We start from the raw sequence: 15794 nt of genomic DNA, 5'->3' as shown, positions 1-15794 counted from the left end.
CATTTCAGGGGATCACTTATTTCAAGCGATCGAAAGTCTTTTGCAGGATCTGGTGATCCTTGAGGCCATTTACCTTTTCGCGAGCGGCAGCGATGATCTTCTGTTCGTTCGCATTCTTGGTCGGACGGGTATTCTTGTAGAAAATGCCGAAGTGGCCGGGGAATGGTTCGCCAGCGAGCTTATAGGCAGCGATTTCGTCGGTCACGTCATGGTCTGCAGGAACGGTGTTGAAGACACCACCCTTGCGCGGATTGGAGGAATCAAAAGCGCCTTCATAGAATTCCACGCATTCGCTCAAGCATTCGATGAAGCTGAAGCCATCATGGTCCATGGCGGCTTCCATCATCTGCAACACGTGATTCGGGTTGGTGTGAGTCGTGCGGGCGACGAAGGTGGCGCCGGCTGCGATGGCCTGCTTCATCGGGTTAATCGGCTGATCCAAGGCACCAGTCAAGTCGGTCTTGCTCTTGAAGCCAATGGGCGAGGTGGGCGAGGTCTGCTTTTTGGTCAGGCCGTAAACCCAGTTGTCCATAACGACGTAAGTCAGCTTGATGTTCTTACGAGCGGTGTGATTGAAATGGTTGCCGCCGATGGAGAACGCGTCGCCGTCGCCACCAAACACAAATAGGTGGAGATCAGGGCGGCTCAGCGAGATCCCGCTGGCGAAGGGAAGGGCGCGACCATGAATGTAATGGACGCCATGTGCCTGGACGAAGTAGGGGAAACGGCTGGAGCAACCGATGCCGGCTACCGTAGTGATCTTTTCGTGCCAGAGCTTGCGCTTTTCAATGAGTTTGAAATAGAGAGCGAGGACGGAGAAGTCACCGCAACCGGGGCACCACGTAGGATGATCGGCTGAGATTTCCTTTTTAGTAAGGCCTTTACGCTCTTCGCTTGCGGGAGCGGGAACGGCAGAAATGGTGGAACTCATATTAAATAATATATTGAAATGGGTTGAATTACATTTTGCGCATACCGGTCGCGACAGTGGCGCGAGCCTTTTCAACGATTTCCTTGACCTTGAAGGTCAAGCCGTCGGTCTTGTTCAGGCCGCGAATCTTTGAATCACCGTAGCGGGCGCGGAGCAAACCGCCGAGCTGACCGTAGCCGTAGAGACCTTCATCGTTCATTTCGACCACGAGCACGTGATTGAAGCCGGCGAAGATGTTTTCCAAGCCGGGAGGCAATGGATTGATGTGGCGGATATGAATCGAAGAAACGCTGTCACCGGCCGCGCGGGCGCGGTCGACGGCTTCCTTGATTGGACCTTCGGTGGAACCCCAGCCAACCAGGAGGACATTGCCTTCCGAAGGGCCATGGAGTTTCGGGATGGGCAGTGAAGCACCGAGAGCCTGGAGTTTCTTGCGGCGCTTGGCCGTCATCTGGGTGTGCAGTTTGGGCGAACCGGTGGGATGGCCCATTTCGTCGTGCTCAAGACCGGTGGCGATGGGATATTTGCCACTCTCGATGCGAGTGCCAGGCACTACGCGAGCAGTGACGCCGTCGGCAGTTGAAAGATCGTAAGGCTTATGATCGGCGACCGGGGTCAGATCAGGGGTGATGTCCTGGCAAACCTTCTCGAGATTCGGTTCTTCAAAAGCTTCGATACGGGTGGCGATGGCTTGATCCGAAATCAAGATGACCGGAACATTGTATTTACGGGCGATATTCACGGCTTCGATTGCCATGTAGAAACAATCTTCAACGTTGGCCGGAGCGATGACTACGCGGGGAGAATCACCGTGACCGCCGAAACAGGCGATGTTCAAGTCGGACTGTTCGACGTTCGTTGGCATGCCCGTGGAAGGGCCGCCGCGTTGGATATCGACAACAATCAAGGGAATTTCAGCCATGACCGCCCAGCCGAGCGCTTCAGTCTTAAGCGAGATGCCAGGACCGCTGGAACCAGTGACTGCGACACGGCCGCCATAACTGCCGCCGATAGCCATTGAGATGGAGGCGATTTCATCTTCGCACTGCACGAAAGTGCCGCCGTATTTGGGCAACTCGCGACGCAGGAGTTCCATGATGTCGGACCAGGGAGTGATGGGATAACCAGCGCCGAAGCGAACACCGGCGGCGATGAGGCCGAAGCCGATGGCTTCGTTACCGTTCATGACCACCTGATGACCATTTTTCTTGGCGGCGTCAACAAACTTGAAAGTCTCGATGACATTGCCCAGAGAATGGCTATAGCCGGCGTGGAAAGCGGCGAGAGCATTATTGAGAATGCTCGGGTCCTTGCCGGTGAAACGTTCGCCAACCAGTTTCTCGAGCTTGGGAACATTCAGGTCGAACATCTTGGCGATCAAACCGAGAGCGAAAATGTTTTTACCTTTGTCCTTGGCAGTGCCGCCGATGGCTTCAACAGTCAGACCGGAGATGGGAACGCCGACGTGGTGATAGTCCGCCTGAAGTTCGGGTTTGGCTTCCACGTGATCAGAATCGTAAAGAACGATACCGCCTTTTTTGAGCGAACCAATGTGGCCTTCGTAGGAGTGTTGGTAGAAAGCGAGGAGCACATCTGCGTCATCACCAGAGCTGAGCACTTCGCCGGAGCCGATGCGGACCTGGAAAATAGAAGGACCGCCGGAGATTGTTGCAGGAATGGTCATGAAGGTCATGACTTCCTGTTCGCTACGACCGGCGAGACGGGCCAGGAAGCCGCCAATGGCTTGAATACCGTCCTGGGAATTGCCTGCGATGCGGATGACCGCCTCGGATATCTTGGAGACCTTGGGTGCGCCGCCCTGAGACTGGGTCGGCAAAGTTGCTTCGCTCATGAAAAGTTCAATTAAATTGTCTAAAGTGTTAGGCAAAATTGCCGCTGCGGCTTAGCAGCAACGCGGCATCAATGCACTATTACACTACCAGCGAGCACCCACTCATGCAATGGTAAATTGGATGAGTATGTGGCTTATTATCAGTAGTTTACATAAAGCCAACTTTATGCATCATTCGTAACAAAAATTTGATGATTAGGCCTGCTAATTTTTCTGGCCCTATGTATTAAAATTGGTAGTGATTCACCCCACTTTTTTCGAGGTGGAATTTCAACCCTTCAGCGATTCCGTGGCCTTGAAAGAGCTCGCTCACAAAACCGTTTTGCGAACGCACGAGTTCCTTGACCACTGGTATCGCGTTTGCGGGTGCGGTGAGATAACGCGCATAACGTTGGTGCAACATGGGAATGTCGTTGAGATGATCGCCGGCCGCGAAAATGTGTTCCGCTGCAATGCCTAAGCGGCGTCCGAGTTCTGCGAGGGCAGTGCCTTTGTTGTAGCTGGTGTGGGCAAAACGAGCATAGACGTCATTCCGAACAACTTGAAGGTTGGGGACTTCCTTGCAGTAATCCTCCATGTAGGCGTGGATCGCATCGGCATCACCATTATTTTGCGCGATCAAGCAAAACGGAGAGTAGGGATCTTCGTAAATAGTGGCTTTGTATTGGGATTCGACCCAACTTACCAGGCGTGGCAGATCCTGGCGAACGCGCACGAAAAGCTCGGCATGTTCGCGGTGGCAGGTCGAATTCCAATCGTCGAGGCCAACATATTGCATTTCCTTGTGGCAGTGGATTTCACGTTCCACCAGGACCAGATAGTCGGGCTTTTCCTCCACGTGCGAGCGGGCGAGAGCTTCCATCAGGCTGGACATATCGCGACCGGTGTTGATGACCCACTTTGCGCCCCGGGCCTGGAGGTCGGCGATCATTTTTAGCAGGTGTTTCGGAATGGGCGGGTTCTCAAATTCCGCGAACAAGGTTCCGTCGAAGTCGGTGGAGATGATTTTAATCGGTAAATTCATTATTATTCGAAAACGTGTTGCGTATTGCGTGTTGCGTGCCGGAAACCTGGACGGAACATGCGTTACGGACAACGCTTGCGGCGACTAAAATGCTGCGATAGGGTGACTTGGTCAAAAAAATAATATGTCTGTACTCCAAGAGCGATACGACGATGCCATGTATGATTTCAGCATGGCGGATTATGACGGGGCGATTGCCAAGTTTCAGGCGATACTGGCTGAAGACCCGAATTTTTTTGACGCACAGCTCTCATTGGGAATGGCTTATTATCGCAAGGAAGACTATGCCAAAGCCATTGAAGAAGGTCACAAGGCGGAGAAAATGAAGCCGAATGAGCAGTTGGTGCATACCAATTTGTCGCTCTTCTACATGAAATCGGGGGATAAAAAGACTGCCGAACATCATGGTTTGCAGGCACGCATTGCTTCCTGGAAAGGGAACATGGCGGCTCCGGGAGCGACAGCGCCAGCGGGTGATCCGGAATTGGAACTGGCCAAGCCGAAAGCGCCGCCGGTGAAGATTGGTGAGGGGGAGAAGTTTCCTGAGATGCCGTGGAAGAAGAACAAGCCGATTGGTGGTGGTGGGGAGAAGCAGTGATTTTTCTTCCACTAAAAAGGCGGTTTAACCACGAATTTTCACGAATAGGCACGAATGGGAAGGGGATTAAGGAATGATGGAATGAGTCATCAGAGTATGATGGGTCTAGAGGAAAACGCGGTAAACTTGAATGTCTTTTTGGTGAAAGGGAAGAAATGAAACTTGAAAAGAAAACTCAGCTAAAGGTTTGGCTTTTCGTTCTATATATTGTCGTGGCAATTTTAGCGGCGTGTATAATTCAGATTCACAATTTTGTTCCCAACCTTCTTCACTCAAATTAGGACACTACCCATGAACCGCCTCCTTAAAAATCCAAATTTTACTCTTGCAAACTAACACCGTTGCTCATTCCACCATTAATTGATTGCTCGCGCGGAGGATTGGAATCGTTGGTCACGTACGCGAGGGAAGCAAATGGAATGGGTGAAGTCGCTGGCTATGTCAGTGCGGCGCCCAGCGGAGTGGTCCGCCCTACCACGAGGCTGGCGCACACGGATTGATGCATTGGCAATGAGTGCGTCAATATGACCAGTGGATGCCCGTGTGTTTACTGCAACTTCAGCGGCATATTGAGGACTAGGCCGTAGAGGCGGGCGAGGGTGTCGCCGACTCGTTGGCTCTTCATGTTTTCGCTGAACTCTAGCGTGGTGATCGGGCTGAAACTCTTCAACATCGTACAGTAGGTGTTGTTGGCCATGACGCCCAACAGTTCACCGTTTTTGCTGAATACCAAGTCACCGCGGGACGGGTTGAATTTGCCGAAGAGTCCCTTTAGGGAGCTGTGATCCATCTTGACGTAATCCGGCATGGAGAGGTCCATTTGGAATTTGCATTCTCCATAATAATTGTCACGCGTGCCGACGACGACAGCGTCCTGAAATTTAAATGGGTCCGAGGAGAGGTGATAAATCTTGCAGCCGAGTTGCCGGGCTTCGGCATCCCTGACGGGTATCAAAACGATGCGGGGATCTTCCAAGGAGAAGGACAAGGAACTGATCGGGGCAACTGCGCCGTTGTGCAGAAAGGTTCCAGTGAGCGATTGCCAATCCGTGGCGTCAGCCCTAAAGACGAGCGGGGTATCCTGCACATGACACAATGCATAAGTGTTGGTGCCATTGGTGACCAGGACCGTGTCGGTTTCGCGGCGTCGATTGGCGTCGACGATGAAACCGGGTTTGAAAGCGTAGAAGGCAGCAGTTACCCGGTTGCTGACAAACTGGTTATAGATGGTGTTTGGGGCGAGGGGGCGGTTATCGCGGATTTCGTGGGCCAACTCAACTGATTTGTTGGCGAGAACCTTGACGTTATCGGCTAATTTAGCCTTCTCCTCACGCTCGGCCTTTACCTGATCCTGCATGAAGGCGACCTGTTGGGTGGCGGAACGTTTCTCGGCTTCAGCCACCTGAAGCTGATTGGCCAACTGTTGCTTTTCCGTCAAGACCATCTGGTTGCTCTTTTGCAATTGCGCGAGTTGAGCCTGGAGAGCGGCGGCGTCCTGAATCTGCTTATTTGCATCTGCCTGCATGGCGGCCAGGGCTTCTTTTGAGAGTAAATTTTCGACCGTATTGGACTGCAGTTTTGAGTTGAGAGTCTGGATATTCGATTGTGCGGTGGCAAATTGCTGCCGCAATTTTGTCTGCTGATCCTGGAGCTGTTTTGCCTCCTGCTCGCGGGTCTGGAGCGATTGCTGGAAGGATTTTACCTGCTGGTCACGCTCATTCACCAACGCTTCTTTTTGCGCCACAGTATCGCGTGTGGACTTGAGTTCCTGGACCAGGAGATCGCGATTCTTGCGTTCTTCATCGAGGGCCTGGCGCATGACAATGCCAAGATCCTGTTTGCTGTCCACCTGGGTGGTTGCCGGAGTGACCGGCGCGCTCTGCTCGGAATTCTCGCTATTCACCTTGCTCATGTCCGGCGTGGAAAAGACGAGCAGGCTGACCAGCAAAAAGTCGCAGATGACGATGAGAATGCTCCGGTTCATGACGGCACGACCAGCGATGGGGTAGCGGTTTGGCGGACGGGTTCGACCTGTGTGGCTTCAGCTTCCAGCAACAGCGTCCGGCGCGCGTGACGCAAGTGGAAGATCTTGAAGATCGAGACGAAGACGATGCCGAACGACGTGGATGAGTAAGCGGCCATGAGACTAAACTTGCTGATGCCCAACGAGACAAGGATGAGCGAAACGATGGTGCCCGCAAAGCCGAGGTAAAGGCCGGCGTCGAACAGGTGTTCCTCGTTTTCGAGCAATTTCAGCTTGGTGCGTGGCGGCACTTGCTGACGGCGGATTTCCGCGAGCTTCACGAGGCAGGCGACGTAGATGAGGCCCTGCAGTACGAAGAACAGCAGGAGGGTCAACAGACTGGTTGGGTTCATAATAGGAGTGTAGGCATGGGTTTTTACAGCAGCAGCCACGCTGCCCACGGTGGGCAGGTGGAGTTTAAAGGGAGGGGCGGCCTTCTGGCTTTCCTGAGAGAGAAACGGCTCCGTCAGGAGGATGATCACGAGCAGAAAACCGAGTGCGAACAGAATTTCTCGCGCAACATGAATGCCGCGAACGTGCAGTGGTTTTTCCAAGCCGGATGGAACTGGCTTGAGGAAGTGAACAGCGATGGCGAGCAGGAATCCTCCGCACAGATAGAAGCACCACTTCATTACCAGCGAAAAGGTGGGCATGAGCCAGCAGTAATCGGCAGCAAAATAGAAGAACGAGGCAAAGGGGTCGTACTCCACCAGGCGGTGCAGCGGGTTGGAATTGTAAAGACGTTGATCGCGCTTGAGCAATTCCTTCACACCGTTGGCATTAAAACGCAGACTGGCGCCGAGATCTTGAAGGCCTGTTTGGCCAAAGTTTAGCAGATATTTGGCAACGTCAGCAGGATTCCCGGAGAGTTGCACGGCTGAGAAGAGGGTGGGCAACTGGCTGTTGGCATTGCGAACCTGATTGGCAAGAAGATGGAGGGTTTCGGCATCGCTGATGGGGCCGACGAAGGAAGCGAACTGTCCCCAGTTGAAGCGCTGACCCAGGGACATGAGATCCATGAGGTTTTGTTCCAGGGGCTGGGGGCTTTGGCCACTGTTTGCGGCGGAGGCCTCAGCGAGGATGGTGTCACTCAACCCCTTGTTCATTTGACCTTGTTCCAATAGAAGGCCGCATATGGTGAGGGCGGCATCGAAGGCCTGGCCGGCACTGGAGGTGGAGGCCGGGAAAATAACTGTGTTGGTCAACGAGCGGCAGCGCAGCAATTCCTGGACGGAAGGACGCGGGGAGGCTTGGAGAAATTGAAGCGCCTTTTCGCGGTTATCCAGGCGGAGGATGGTTTCGGTGAACGATGCAGGACCAGCACGGAGCAGGTTTTCGAGTCGGGGTTCGGAGGCACCCCAGACGGCGAGGTTGGGTTGCAGAGTGGTTAAATTGGCGATGGCAGAACCGAGTTTTTCGCGATTGGGGAGGGATTGGTTTTGCGCCGCGTGAAAGAGGAGTTGAGCAGAACCGAGTTTATATTGGCCGGCGAACGTGAGGCCTTGATCCACCAAAGTCGGGGATTTCCTGCCGGCGCTTTGGAGGACGCTTGCATCAACGGCGCGCAGGTGGATGGGCACCAGCAGGCCGCAGAGAAGCATCACCAAACCCAGGATGGCACATGAGAAAAAAAGCAGCCAACGGTTCATCATGAATGATCGCTTACACTACATGTTTCCGGAGATTTCGCCACTCCAGGAGACACGTTTCCGCCAGATAGAGGCAAAAAGTATGCCAGAAATTGCATGGGGATATAGACGGTGGTAAGGCAGGGGATGTTCAAGTTGAGTTGGGAAGAGGTAAGGTTTTAATGGTGAAAAACGGGCAAATGCATTTGGGTGAGAGTGGAGATTTGGGAAATGGCCGATCGAGACGTGCCCTGCAGGCATGCAAAATTGCAAGTAATGGAGGCGGTTTACCATGCAAATTGCAGGAATCCGGAAGTGCGGTGACCAAGGAGGCTGGGTAATGCAAAGGAAGATAAAAGACTATCATATTAAGCAATGTATATTGACAAAGTAATAGTGAGATACTCAAAATACCTCGCTTAAATAAAAGTGCATCCAAAGAAGGTCTTTAATCTGAATGCAATCAATCAGGGTTGCATTTGATATGGCTTTAAGTTCAGAGGAGTCACTGGTTATGAGAACTTGGGCGTTTGAGCTGTGCTGATGGGTTCGGAACGTGGATGAAGGCTGAAAAAATTGCGAATGCAAATTTTGAGTTTCGAATGGAATGACTCCGCGAAAAGGAAAGGTCGGTAACCGTCGGTTAAAAAAATTCGCGCTTCGGTCGGTGGCACGAGTTGATGTTATGGTTAGTGCTGTGCTAAGAAACGAGAGCTGATAAATTGATAATTTAGAGAAAAACAATTTGATTATGAAATCTGCGTACGAACTGGCGATGGAGCGGCTGAATAAGACAGCGCCCAGCAAAAAGATGACGAATGAGCAAAAGAAGCAATTGGCCGAAATCGATTCCATTTATGCGGCGAAGGTTGCGGAACGTGAACTTTTGGTTAAGGAAGAGTTGAACAAAGCAGCGGAGAAAATGGATTTTGAAGCAATGCAGCAGTTGGAACGGCAGTTGGTGAGCAATCGCAAATCGTTGGAAGCTGAACGGGAGGAGAAGAAGGAGAAGATTCGTCAGGGGCAATGACCGTGGAGGGGATGCCCGGCGAGTCGGGAATTCGTTTCTGCGGTGTCGTTAACTTATGGCCGCAACAGCAGGTAGATAAACATGGTGGTGGTTGCCAGCAGGAAACCGGCGAAGATCATTCCCACTGGTTCCATCCTGGAGTGGGGCGCATGAGTGGTGGGAAACGATGCTGATGCCAGCCTGAACTGGACGCTTTCGCGGAGGGATTTCATGCAATCAGATTTAGCATAATTCAGACCAGTCTGAATATGGGTTGAAATCCCGAGGGTTTTGAACCTTTCAGGAACTCTCGAGATTGCTGACCCAAGCCAGATGTCCAGAAATGTGACAAAAACGAGCAGGTCAGGCCTTATGGCCGATTCCGCGTTGCCAGAGATCGAAATGATAGAGGGCGACGGTCACCAGGGAGTGACGGATTTCGCCGGAGGCTACGAGTTTTGGAATGTCTGCCAGCGGAATGAGGCGGGTGAGAATATCTTCGCCGTGGTCCCACTCACAAGCATGTTTGCAAACACAATTGCGGACATAAACGGTGTAGCAGGTGTTGCTCATGATGGCAGGATTGGGATAGATGCTGCCGAGGATTTCCGGTTGCTCACCCTCGTAGCCGGTTTCTTCACGGAGTTCACGAAGCCCCGCTGCAGTGGGTGACGGATCCCTGGGATCGATAATACCGCCGGGAATTTCCAGTTCGACCGTGTTGGTGCCATGGCGAAACTGTTCCACCATGACCAGCTGCTGATCTGGCGTGGTGGCGATGACATTTACCCAATTGGCGCTATCGATGATGTAGAAGTCATGTTCGCTTCCGGTTCTTGGAGAGATTTTTTTATCTGAACGAACATTAAAAATGCGAAAGTTGCCGACCGGTTTTGAGCCGATCTTTTCCCATGGTTTGATCATGCAGTTATAATCCTTTTTCCTTCGCGGCCCAACCCTGCTTCATCAGAGTCAGAAGATGGGTCATGGCTTCCCCATAGGTCTTGCCCTTTTGTTCGGCCAACTGCCTGGCTCGTTTGTCGAGTTGCGAAGCCATTTCCAGCGACTTCTCCTGTGGACAACCGAGGCCTACAAGTGCGGCGGCGAGTTGGTTGAGGTCGACCATAAATAAAAAAGCGCGAACGAGTTTAAATCCGTTCGCGCCTTGGAAGAATTACTTAATGGAATCAGCAGGGACGATTTTAACGCTTTCGACTCCGACACGGGAGAGCGGTTTGCTGCGTTCACCGCCGTTACTCATGGTGGTGGGAGTGTCACCAATTTTCCCGAGCACATCATCACCTTTGAGCAACTTGCCGAAGGCAGTGTATTGGCGGTCCAGGAAACGGGCATCCGCGAGGCAGACGAAGAATTGGCTGCCGGCTGAGTTGGGGTCCGAAGAGCGGGCCATCGAGAGAACCCCACGCACGTGTGGGCGCTCGTTGAATTCAGCCTGGACTTTGTGACCCGGGCCGCCGGTGCCCCACATGGATTCCTTGCTCGCGTCCTTGGTGAGCGGGTCGCCGCCCTGGATCATAAAGCCTTTGACGATGCGGTGAAAGGCGGTGCCGTCGTAGAATCCTTTGTTCGCGAGAGCCTTGAAATTCTCGACCGTTTTCGGCGCGACATCCGGCCAAAACTCCACGACCAATTCGCCAGCGGAGGTTTTGATGACGGCTACTTCGTTGGTATTGCTCACAATATCTTTGTTGGTTGAGGGTTAAACTACTTTATAGAATCGGCCGGAACAATTTTTACGCTGATGATACCTTGACGCTTGTCGGGGCGGTCTGGAGGATGGGTTGGAGTGGTGGCAATTTTTTCCAGGACATCGTCGCCTTTAATCAATTTGCCAAAGGCAGTGTATTGATGATCCAAGAAGCGAGGACTGCCATGGCAGATGAAGAACTGGCTGCCAGCGGAGTCGGGATCGGCCGAGCGGGCCATGGAGATGACACCGCGTTCATGGGGACGGTCGTTGAACTCAGCCTTGATTTTGTAGCCGGGATCGCCGGTGCCCCAGGCATCTTCCTTGCTGGCATCCTTGGTAAGCGGATCGCCGCCCTGGATCATAAAACCTTTGATGACGCGATGGAAGGCGGTGCCGTCGTAAAAACCTTCCCTGGCAAGTTTCTTAAAATTCTCGACCGTTTTTGGCGCGACGTCGGGCCAAAATTGAATCACCATATCGCCCGCAGTCGTTTTGATGACGGCAACTTCATTGGTTGCGGCCGATTTTTTCTCCTCTTTCTTTTCTTCTGTTTTAGGTTCGTCCTTCTTGGATTCCTTGGCGTCCTCCGCACGTGCGGTCACGAGGCCCATGGCCAAGGTCAGTAAACAAGTCAGAATAAGTGATTTCTTCATAGTTGTTTGTAATTTCGGGGAAAACCTTCCATGAAATCCCGGCAAAGTCACGCGCGGATTTTCAGGGAGCCCGGCGCGGGCTGAAAAAATAGGCCCAGAATCAATTGGCTATCAGAGAGCGGGGCGGATATAAATATTTCAACCACCGCAGGCACACAAGCAGAGGAAATGCTATGAAATTATCTACCATGCTGTTGTTGCTCTGTATCGTTGGGCTGGTTTTGGGATTGGCTGATGTCGGAAGTCCCGCCCTCTCCGGAGTTAGTCGTGCACTCGGCGCGACCTTCTTTGTCCTGTTTTTCCTCGCGTGGTGCACGGAGGGGATCTCGGCGAATAAGCTTGAATAAGCAGGGCTAAAGCACATCTGTTTCATCCGCCGGGGCGGTTTTTCAAAGTTCAGTCGGCATCGCGAGCGTAAAATGTTTTTGCCTCGCGACCATCCTTGGTGACGGTTTTGATGCAAAGCACTTCTCCATTGGCATCGCGGAGGATTACCTTGCTGTGAGTGTTTCCGCGTAGAATTACCCAAATATTCAAGCGCAGCCGTGCAATTAGAATTTTTAGGCGCTTCATGACGTCTATTCACCGTGTTTTACCGAAGCCGGGTAAGACCGTAGTTAAACCAGCGGCTTGACAGCAGACAGTAAATCTCAAAATCTCAGGTGCAAATCAAATTTCGAATATGATTATGAAAGACCGCCTCTTCGGGCGACTGCCGTTTTCGGGCAAAAGCATTCTTGCCGCGGCATCCGCTGTATCCCTCGTCACCTCGTGTCTTGCGGCCGAGCCCGAAGCTGGTTTTACCAGCATCTTCGACGGGCAGACATTGAATGGCTGGACCTACATAGGGAGAAAGGCGGCGAATATGTGTGAAGGATGGAACCATGTCTGCCCAGCCCATAGCAGCGGTAATTTAATCACGGAAAAGGAATACTCGGACTTTGTGATGAGGTTCGAGTTTAAGGTGCATCCGGGCGGGAACAACGGCGTGGCCGTGCGTGCGCCAAATGAAAATGAGAACCTTACCTATGTCGGGGTTGAGGTACAGTTGCTGGATGATGGTGCTCCCATTCACAAGGACATCAAGCCGTGGCAACACAATGGATCGGTGTATGGGTTGATTCCTTCGCATGACAGCCAGGCCAAGCTCGACGAGTGGAACACGGAGGAACTTTCGGTCATCGGGCGTCATTATAAAGTGGTGCTGAATGGCAGGGTAATTCTAGACGGCGATTTGAACGACGTCAGCGATCCGGAAGTCATCGGCCAGCATCCGGGCATGTTTCGTGAACGGGGGCATCTGGGTTTTCTTGGTCACCACAGCCTGTTTGAATTTCGAAATATCCAAGTGAAGGACCTGCCTTCCCAGGAGAAGGAAAATACTGCGCCCAAAGGTTTCGTAGCCTTGTTTAATGGAGAAGATATGACCGGTTGGAAAGGCCTGGTGGGTGATCCGCCCAAGCGCGCGAAAATGTCTCCTGAAGAACTGGCCGCTGGGCAGTTAAAGGCGGATGAACGCATGCGTGCACATTGGAAGGCGGAAGGTGGTGAAATCGTGTTTGATGGCAAGGGAGACAGCCTTTGCACGAAGAAGGATTACGGAAATTTCGAAATGCTGGTCGACTGGAAGATTCCTGCAAAGGGCGACAGTGGCATTTATTTGCGCGGCAGTCCACAGGTGCAAATCTGGGAACCGCACAGCCCGGGGCAGTTTAATCCCGTTGATGGCTCAGGCGGTTTGTACAACAATCAAAAGAACCCCAGGCATCCGTTGAAGTTTGCTGACAAGCCGGTGGGCGAATGGAACCGGTTCCGTATCGTAATGGTAGGGGAAAAGGTTCATGTATTTTTGAATGGTGAGTTGGTGGTGCGCGACACCACGCTGGAAAACTATTGGGAACGTGACAAACCGATCTATCCGATGGGGCAGCTTGAGTTGCAGAACCATGGCGGCCCGCTATGGTTTAAAAACGTTTATGTGCGGGAAATTCCGGTGAAATAAACCCTCGTCTCAAAACTTCACAAACGATATGAAGCAAATAATGGATCGTAGGCAGTTCATCAAGCGTTCAGCCGTCATCACTGCCGGAGCATGGTTGCTGGGGACGAAAACCTCTTTTGGGAAAATCTCTCCCAATGAGAAGCTGAATATCGGCTGCGTGGGAACGGCGGGACGTGCCTGGCAGGATGTGATGGGAGTGCAGGGCGAAAACATCGTCGCCCTGTGTGATATCGATTCCAACAACCTCGCCAAGGCTGGACAAAAGTTTCCTCAGGCCAAGCAGTACCAGGATTGGCGAAAGATGCTGGAACAAAAGGATATTGATGCGGTGGTCATTGGCACACCGGATCACACCCACGCCGTTGCCACCATTTCGGCGTTGAAGAGCGGACGTCACGTGTATTGCGAAAAGCCACTGACGCATACCATCTCCGAGGCGCGTTTGGTGGCAGAGACCGCGCACCAGACGGGATTGGTCACCCAGATGGGAAATCAGATTCATGCCACGCCTCACTACCGTCGTGTGGTGGAGATTGTTAAGAGTGGCGCGCTCGGCCCGATCAAGGAAGTACATTGCTGGGCTGATTCGCCATGGGAAACCAAACCGTTGCCAACAGGGGAACCAGTGCCGCCGAATATTGATTATGATTTGTGGCTCGGGCCGGTGGAACCTGTTCCGTATAGCAAAGAATATGTTCCGTTTAATTGGCGTCGCTGGTGGCATTTCGGCGGGGGCAGCCTGTCTGATTTTTGCTGTCACCTGACGGATCTCGCCTTTTGGTCATTGGATATTAAATATCCGAGCACCGTGGAAGCCGAAGGTCCGCCGGTCGACGCCAACTGCGCACCACCGTGGCTGATTGTGCGTTATGAGTATCCAAGGCCCGGACAGCAGTCGTTGAAATTGGTTTGGTATTCCGGTGGCAAACGCCCCAGTTACGAACTGCCGAAATGGGGTAATGGCGTTTTGTTCGTGGGTGAAAAAGGGATGCTACTGACTGACTACGAAAAGCACGTCCTCCTGCCGGAAAAGGATTTCACAGGATTTGTCGCTCCTGCTCACTCGATTCCTGATTCCATTGGCCACCATGCCGAATGGATTAACGCCATTAAGAACAAAGGCACGACTACGTGTAACTTTGGCTACGGTGGAATGATGACCGAGGCCGGATTGCTGGGAAATGTAGCCTATCGTGTTGGTAAAAAGATTGAGTGGGATCCAAAGAAATTAACGGCGAAGAATTGTTCAGAAGCAGACCAATACATTCAACATCATTACCGCAAGGGGTGGAAGATTTAGAGATGTTGGTTCATTAAATGTTTTCTCAAGGGAGAAAAGCAAAACCAGAGTCTTAAGGACTCTGGTTTTCTTTTTTAAAGTTTCGGGCTGATGCGAATTACCACTTCAACACGGGCGGGAAATATTCTGCGATCAGTTCCTCGTAATAGGGGCGAAGTTCCTTGAGGTTCGGACGCTCTGCACTCTTGGTGTAGAGATCGTAGGGGTTAAACTTCTGCACCCACTTGAACATCTCACGGTCTTCATCATTCATGAGATAATCGTATTCGCCATCACGATGCGCGGGGTAGAAGGAATGATAGCGGATCATGTACAAAGCTTCCTTCGGGAGATAATCCTTGGTCACGTGATATAGGTATTCATCGTGTCCCCAGGACATGAAGACTTTGTCCAGCCCGCACTTTTCTTCGTAAATGCCAAGGCGGGATTGATATTTTTGATTCTTGCTATCGGGATTGCCCGCAAAGAAAGAGTGGAAAACAATTTTGTCAGAGTAAGCTGCGCCGGTCGGAAAAGTATCGCCGACAACCGCCCATTGAGGTTCGCCGAAAAGACAGAGAATTTTTCCGAGATCGTGGATCAATCCGGTAAGAATGAACCAACGCGGATGACCATCCTTGCGGATCTGCTCGGCGGTCTGCATCAAATGCTCGAGTTGGGAGAGGTCGGTGTCCGGATCGCTATCGTCGATCAGCGTATTCAGATATTCCATCGCCTCCCAGATGCCCATCTGGCGCCGGTTCAAGGCGAGGAACTCGCGTCGTTTATTCTGGACGAAATCAAAGCTCTGGTTGTGGTGATTTAAACGGTAAAATTCGCGAACGGTGGGGCGGGCAGTATTCTCATAGTCCCGGAATTGTTCCTTCTTTTTGTTCGGATTCGTTCCGACGAGACTTTCTTCCGGGTAACGAACTTTTACAAAATCATCCCACTCTTCGAGGTTGGCGAGCGGTGCGGTTGAAGAAATTGGTTTTTCCGATGTTGACATATTCTTCCAGACTTAAGGGTTTACTACTCTTTGGAATAACTGAGCTATATTCAGTCGAATTACTGGGTGTCGCAA

At 52.1% G+C, this 15794-nt stretch carries 17 protein-coding genes; 5 read left to right on the top strand and 12 right to left on the bottom strand.

What is annotated here, in order from left to right:
* Positions 1 to 16: 16 nt before the first annotated feature.
* From CFLAV_RS17715 to CFLAV_RS17705, 3 genes are all read right to left on the bottom strand, one after another.
* A complete protein-coding gene (locus CFLAV_RS17715) occupies positions 17 to 931 on the bottom strand; it encodes a thiamine pyrophosphate-dependent enzyme (protein ID WP_007416163.1) in 915 nt (304 codons plus the stop codon).
* A 28-nt stretch (positions 932 to 959) separates the two neighbouring features.
* Complete coding sequence (locus CFLAV_RS17710) at positions 960 to 2783, bottom strand: 2-oxoacid:acceptor oxidoreductase subunit alpha (RefSeq protein WP_007416162.1); 1824 nt, start codon at positions 2781 to 2783, stop codon at positions 960 to 962.
* A 226-nt stretch (positions 2784 to 3009) separates the two neighbouring features.
* Positions 3010 to 3807: an HAD family hydrolase gene (locus tag CFLAV_RS17705; protein ID WP_007416161.1), complete on the bottom strand. Its 798-nt coding sequence runs from the start codon at positions 3805 to 3807 to the stop codon at positions 3010 to 3012.
* A 124-nt stretch (positions 3808 to 3931) separates the two neighbouring features.
* On the opposite strand from CFLAV_RS17705, the gene CFLAV_RS17700 reads away from it, so the two are divergent.
* Positions 3932 to 4405, top strand: a complete 474-nt coding sequence (locus CFLAV_RS17700; protein WP_007416160.1) for a tetratricopeptide repeat protein — start codon at positions 3932 to 3934, stop codon at positions 4403 to 4405.
* Positions 4406 to 4952: 547 nt separating this feature from the next.
* On the opposite strand, the gene CFLAV_RS17695 is transcribed toward CFLAV_RS17700, so the two are convergent.
* Entirely contained in the window at positions 4953 to 6389 is a 1437-nt protein-coding gene (locus tag CFLAV_RS17695) for a hypothetical protein (protein WP_007416159.1), read from the bottom strand.
* Positions 6386 to 8080: a hypothetical protein gene (locus CFLAV_RS17690; RefSeq protein ID WP_007416158.1), complete on the bottom strand. Its 1695-nt coding sequence runs from the start codon at positions 8078 to 8080 to the stop codon at positions 6386 to 6388. The genes CFLAV_RS17695 and CFLAV_RS17690 overlap by 4 nt, the downstream gene beginning before the upstream one ends.
* A gap of 727 nt (positions 8081 to 8807) precedes the next feature.
* Between CFLAV_RS17690 and CFLAV_RS17680 the strand changes: the two genes are divergently transcribed.
* Complete coding sequence (locus CFLAV_RS17680; RefSeq protein ID WP_007416157.1) at positions 8808 to 9086, top strand: hypothetical protein; 279 nt, start codon at positions 8808 to 8810, stop codon at positions 9084 to 9086.
* Positions 9087 to 9139: 53 nt separating this feature from the next.
* Here the strand turns inward: CFLAV_RS17680 and CFLAV_RS35570 are convergent, their stop codons facing one another.
* The 5 genes from CFLAV_RS35570 to CFLAV_RS17660 form a co-directional block, all read right to left on the bottom strand.
* A complete protein-coding gene (locus CFLAV_RS35570; RefSeq protein WP_007416156.1) occupies positions 9140 to 9298 on the bottom strand; it encodes a hypothetical protein in 159 nt (52 codons plus the stop codon).
* Between the two features lie 130 nt (positions 9299 to 9428).
* Entirely contained in the window at positions 9429 to 9989 is a 561-nt protein-coding gene (locus tag CFLAV_RS17675; protein WP_007416155.1) for an NUDIX hydrolase, read from the bottom strand.
* 4 nt (positions 9990 to 9993) lie between these two features.
* The gene (locus tag CFLAV_RS17670; RefSeq protein ID WP_007416154.1) at positions 9994 to 10191 is read right to left on the bottom strand and encodes a hypothetical protein; all 198 of its coding nucleotides are present in this window, start codon (positions 10189 to 10191) and stop codon (positions 9994 to 9996) included.
* 48 nt (positions 10192 to 10239) lie between these two features.
* Complete coding sequence (locus CFLAV_RS17665; RefSeq protein ID WP_007416153.1) at positions 10240 to 10764, bottom strand: peptidylprolyl isomerase; 525 nt, start codon at positions 10762 to 10764, stop codon at positions 10240 to 10242.
* 26 nt (positions 10765 to 10790) lie between these two features.
* Positions 10791 to 11429, bottom strand: a complete 639-nt coding sequence (locus CFLAV_RS17660) for a peptidylprolyl isomerase (RefSeq protein WP_007416152.1) — start codon at positions 11427 to 11429, stop codon at positions 10791 to 10793.
* 173 nt (positions 11430 to 11602) lie between these two features.
* Here CFLAV_RS17660 and CFLAV_RS35565 point away from each other — a divergent pair, with 173 nt between their 5' ends.
* Positions 11603 to 11776 (top strand): hypothetical protein, encoded by a 174-nt coding sequence (locus CFLAV_RS35565; RefSeq protein WP_007416151.1) that lies wholly within the window; start codon positions 11603 to 11605, stop codon positions 11774 to 11776.
* Between the two features lie 49 nt (positions 11777 to 11825).
* Here the strand turns inward: CFLAV_RS35565 and CFLAV_RS35560 are convergent, their stop codons facing one another.
* Positions 11826 to 12002 (bottom strand): hypothetical protein, encoded by a 177-nt coding sequence (locus CFLAV_RS35560; RefSeq protein WP_007416150.1) that lies wholly within the window; start codon positions 12000 to 12002, stop codon positions 11826 to 11828.
* A 115-nt stretch (positions 12003 to 12117) separates the two neighbouring features.
* Between CFLAV_RS35560 and CFLAV_RS36150 the strand changes: the two genes are divergently transcribed.
* Both CFLAV_RS36150 and CFLAV_RS17650 read left to right on the top strand, forming a co-directional pair.
* Positions 12118 to 13431, top strand: coding sequence for a 3-keto-disaccharide hydrolase (locus tag CFLAV_RS36150; protein WP_202796914.1), 1314 nt, complete (start codon positions 12118 to 12120; stop codon positions 13429 to 13431).
* Between the two features lie 28 nt (positions 13432 to 13459).
* Entirely contained in the window at positions 13460 to 14731 is a 1272-nt protein-coding gene (locus tag CFLAV_RS17650; protein ID WP_007416148.1) for a Gfo/Idh/MocA family protein, read from the top strand.
* A gap of 97 nt (positions 14732 to 14828) precedes the next feature.
* Here the strand turns inward: CFLAV_RS17650 and CFLAV_RS17645 are convergent, their stop codons facing one another.
* Positions 14829 to 15719, bottom strand: a complete 891-nt coding sequence (locus CFLAV_RS17645) for an inositol oxygenase family protein (protein ID WP_007416147.1) — start codon at positions 15717 to 15719, stop codon at positions 14829 to 14831.
* Between the last annotated feature and the right edge of the window lie 75 nt (positions 15720 to 15794).

The sequence above is a fragment of the Pedosphaera parvula Ellin514 genome (genome assembly GCF_000172555.1).
Lineage (GTDB): Bacteria > Verrucomicrobiota > Verrucomicrobiia > Limisphaerales > Pedosphaeraceae > Pedosphaera.
Note: the sequence above shows the minus strand (reverse complement) of the source record. Positions and strands in the feature narration are given on the sequence as shown.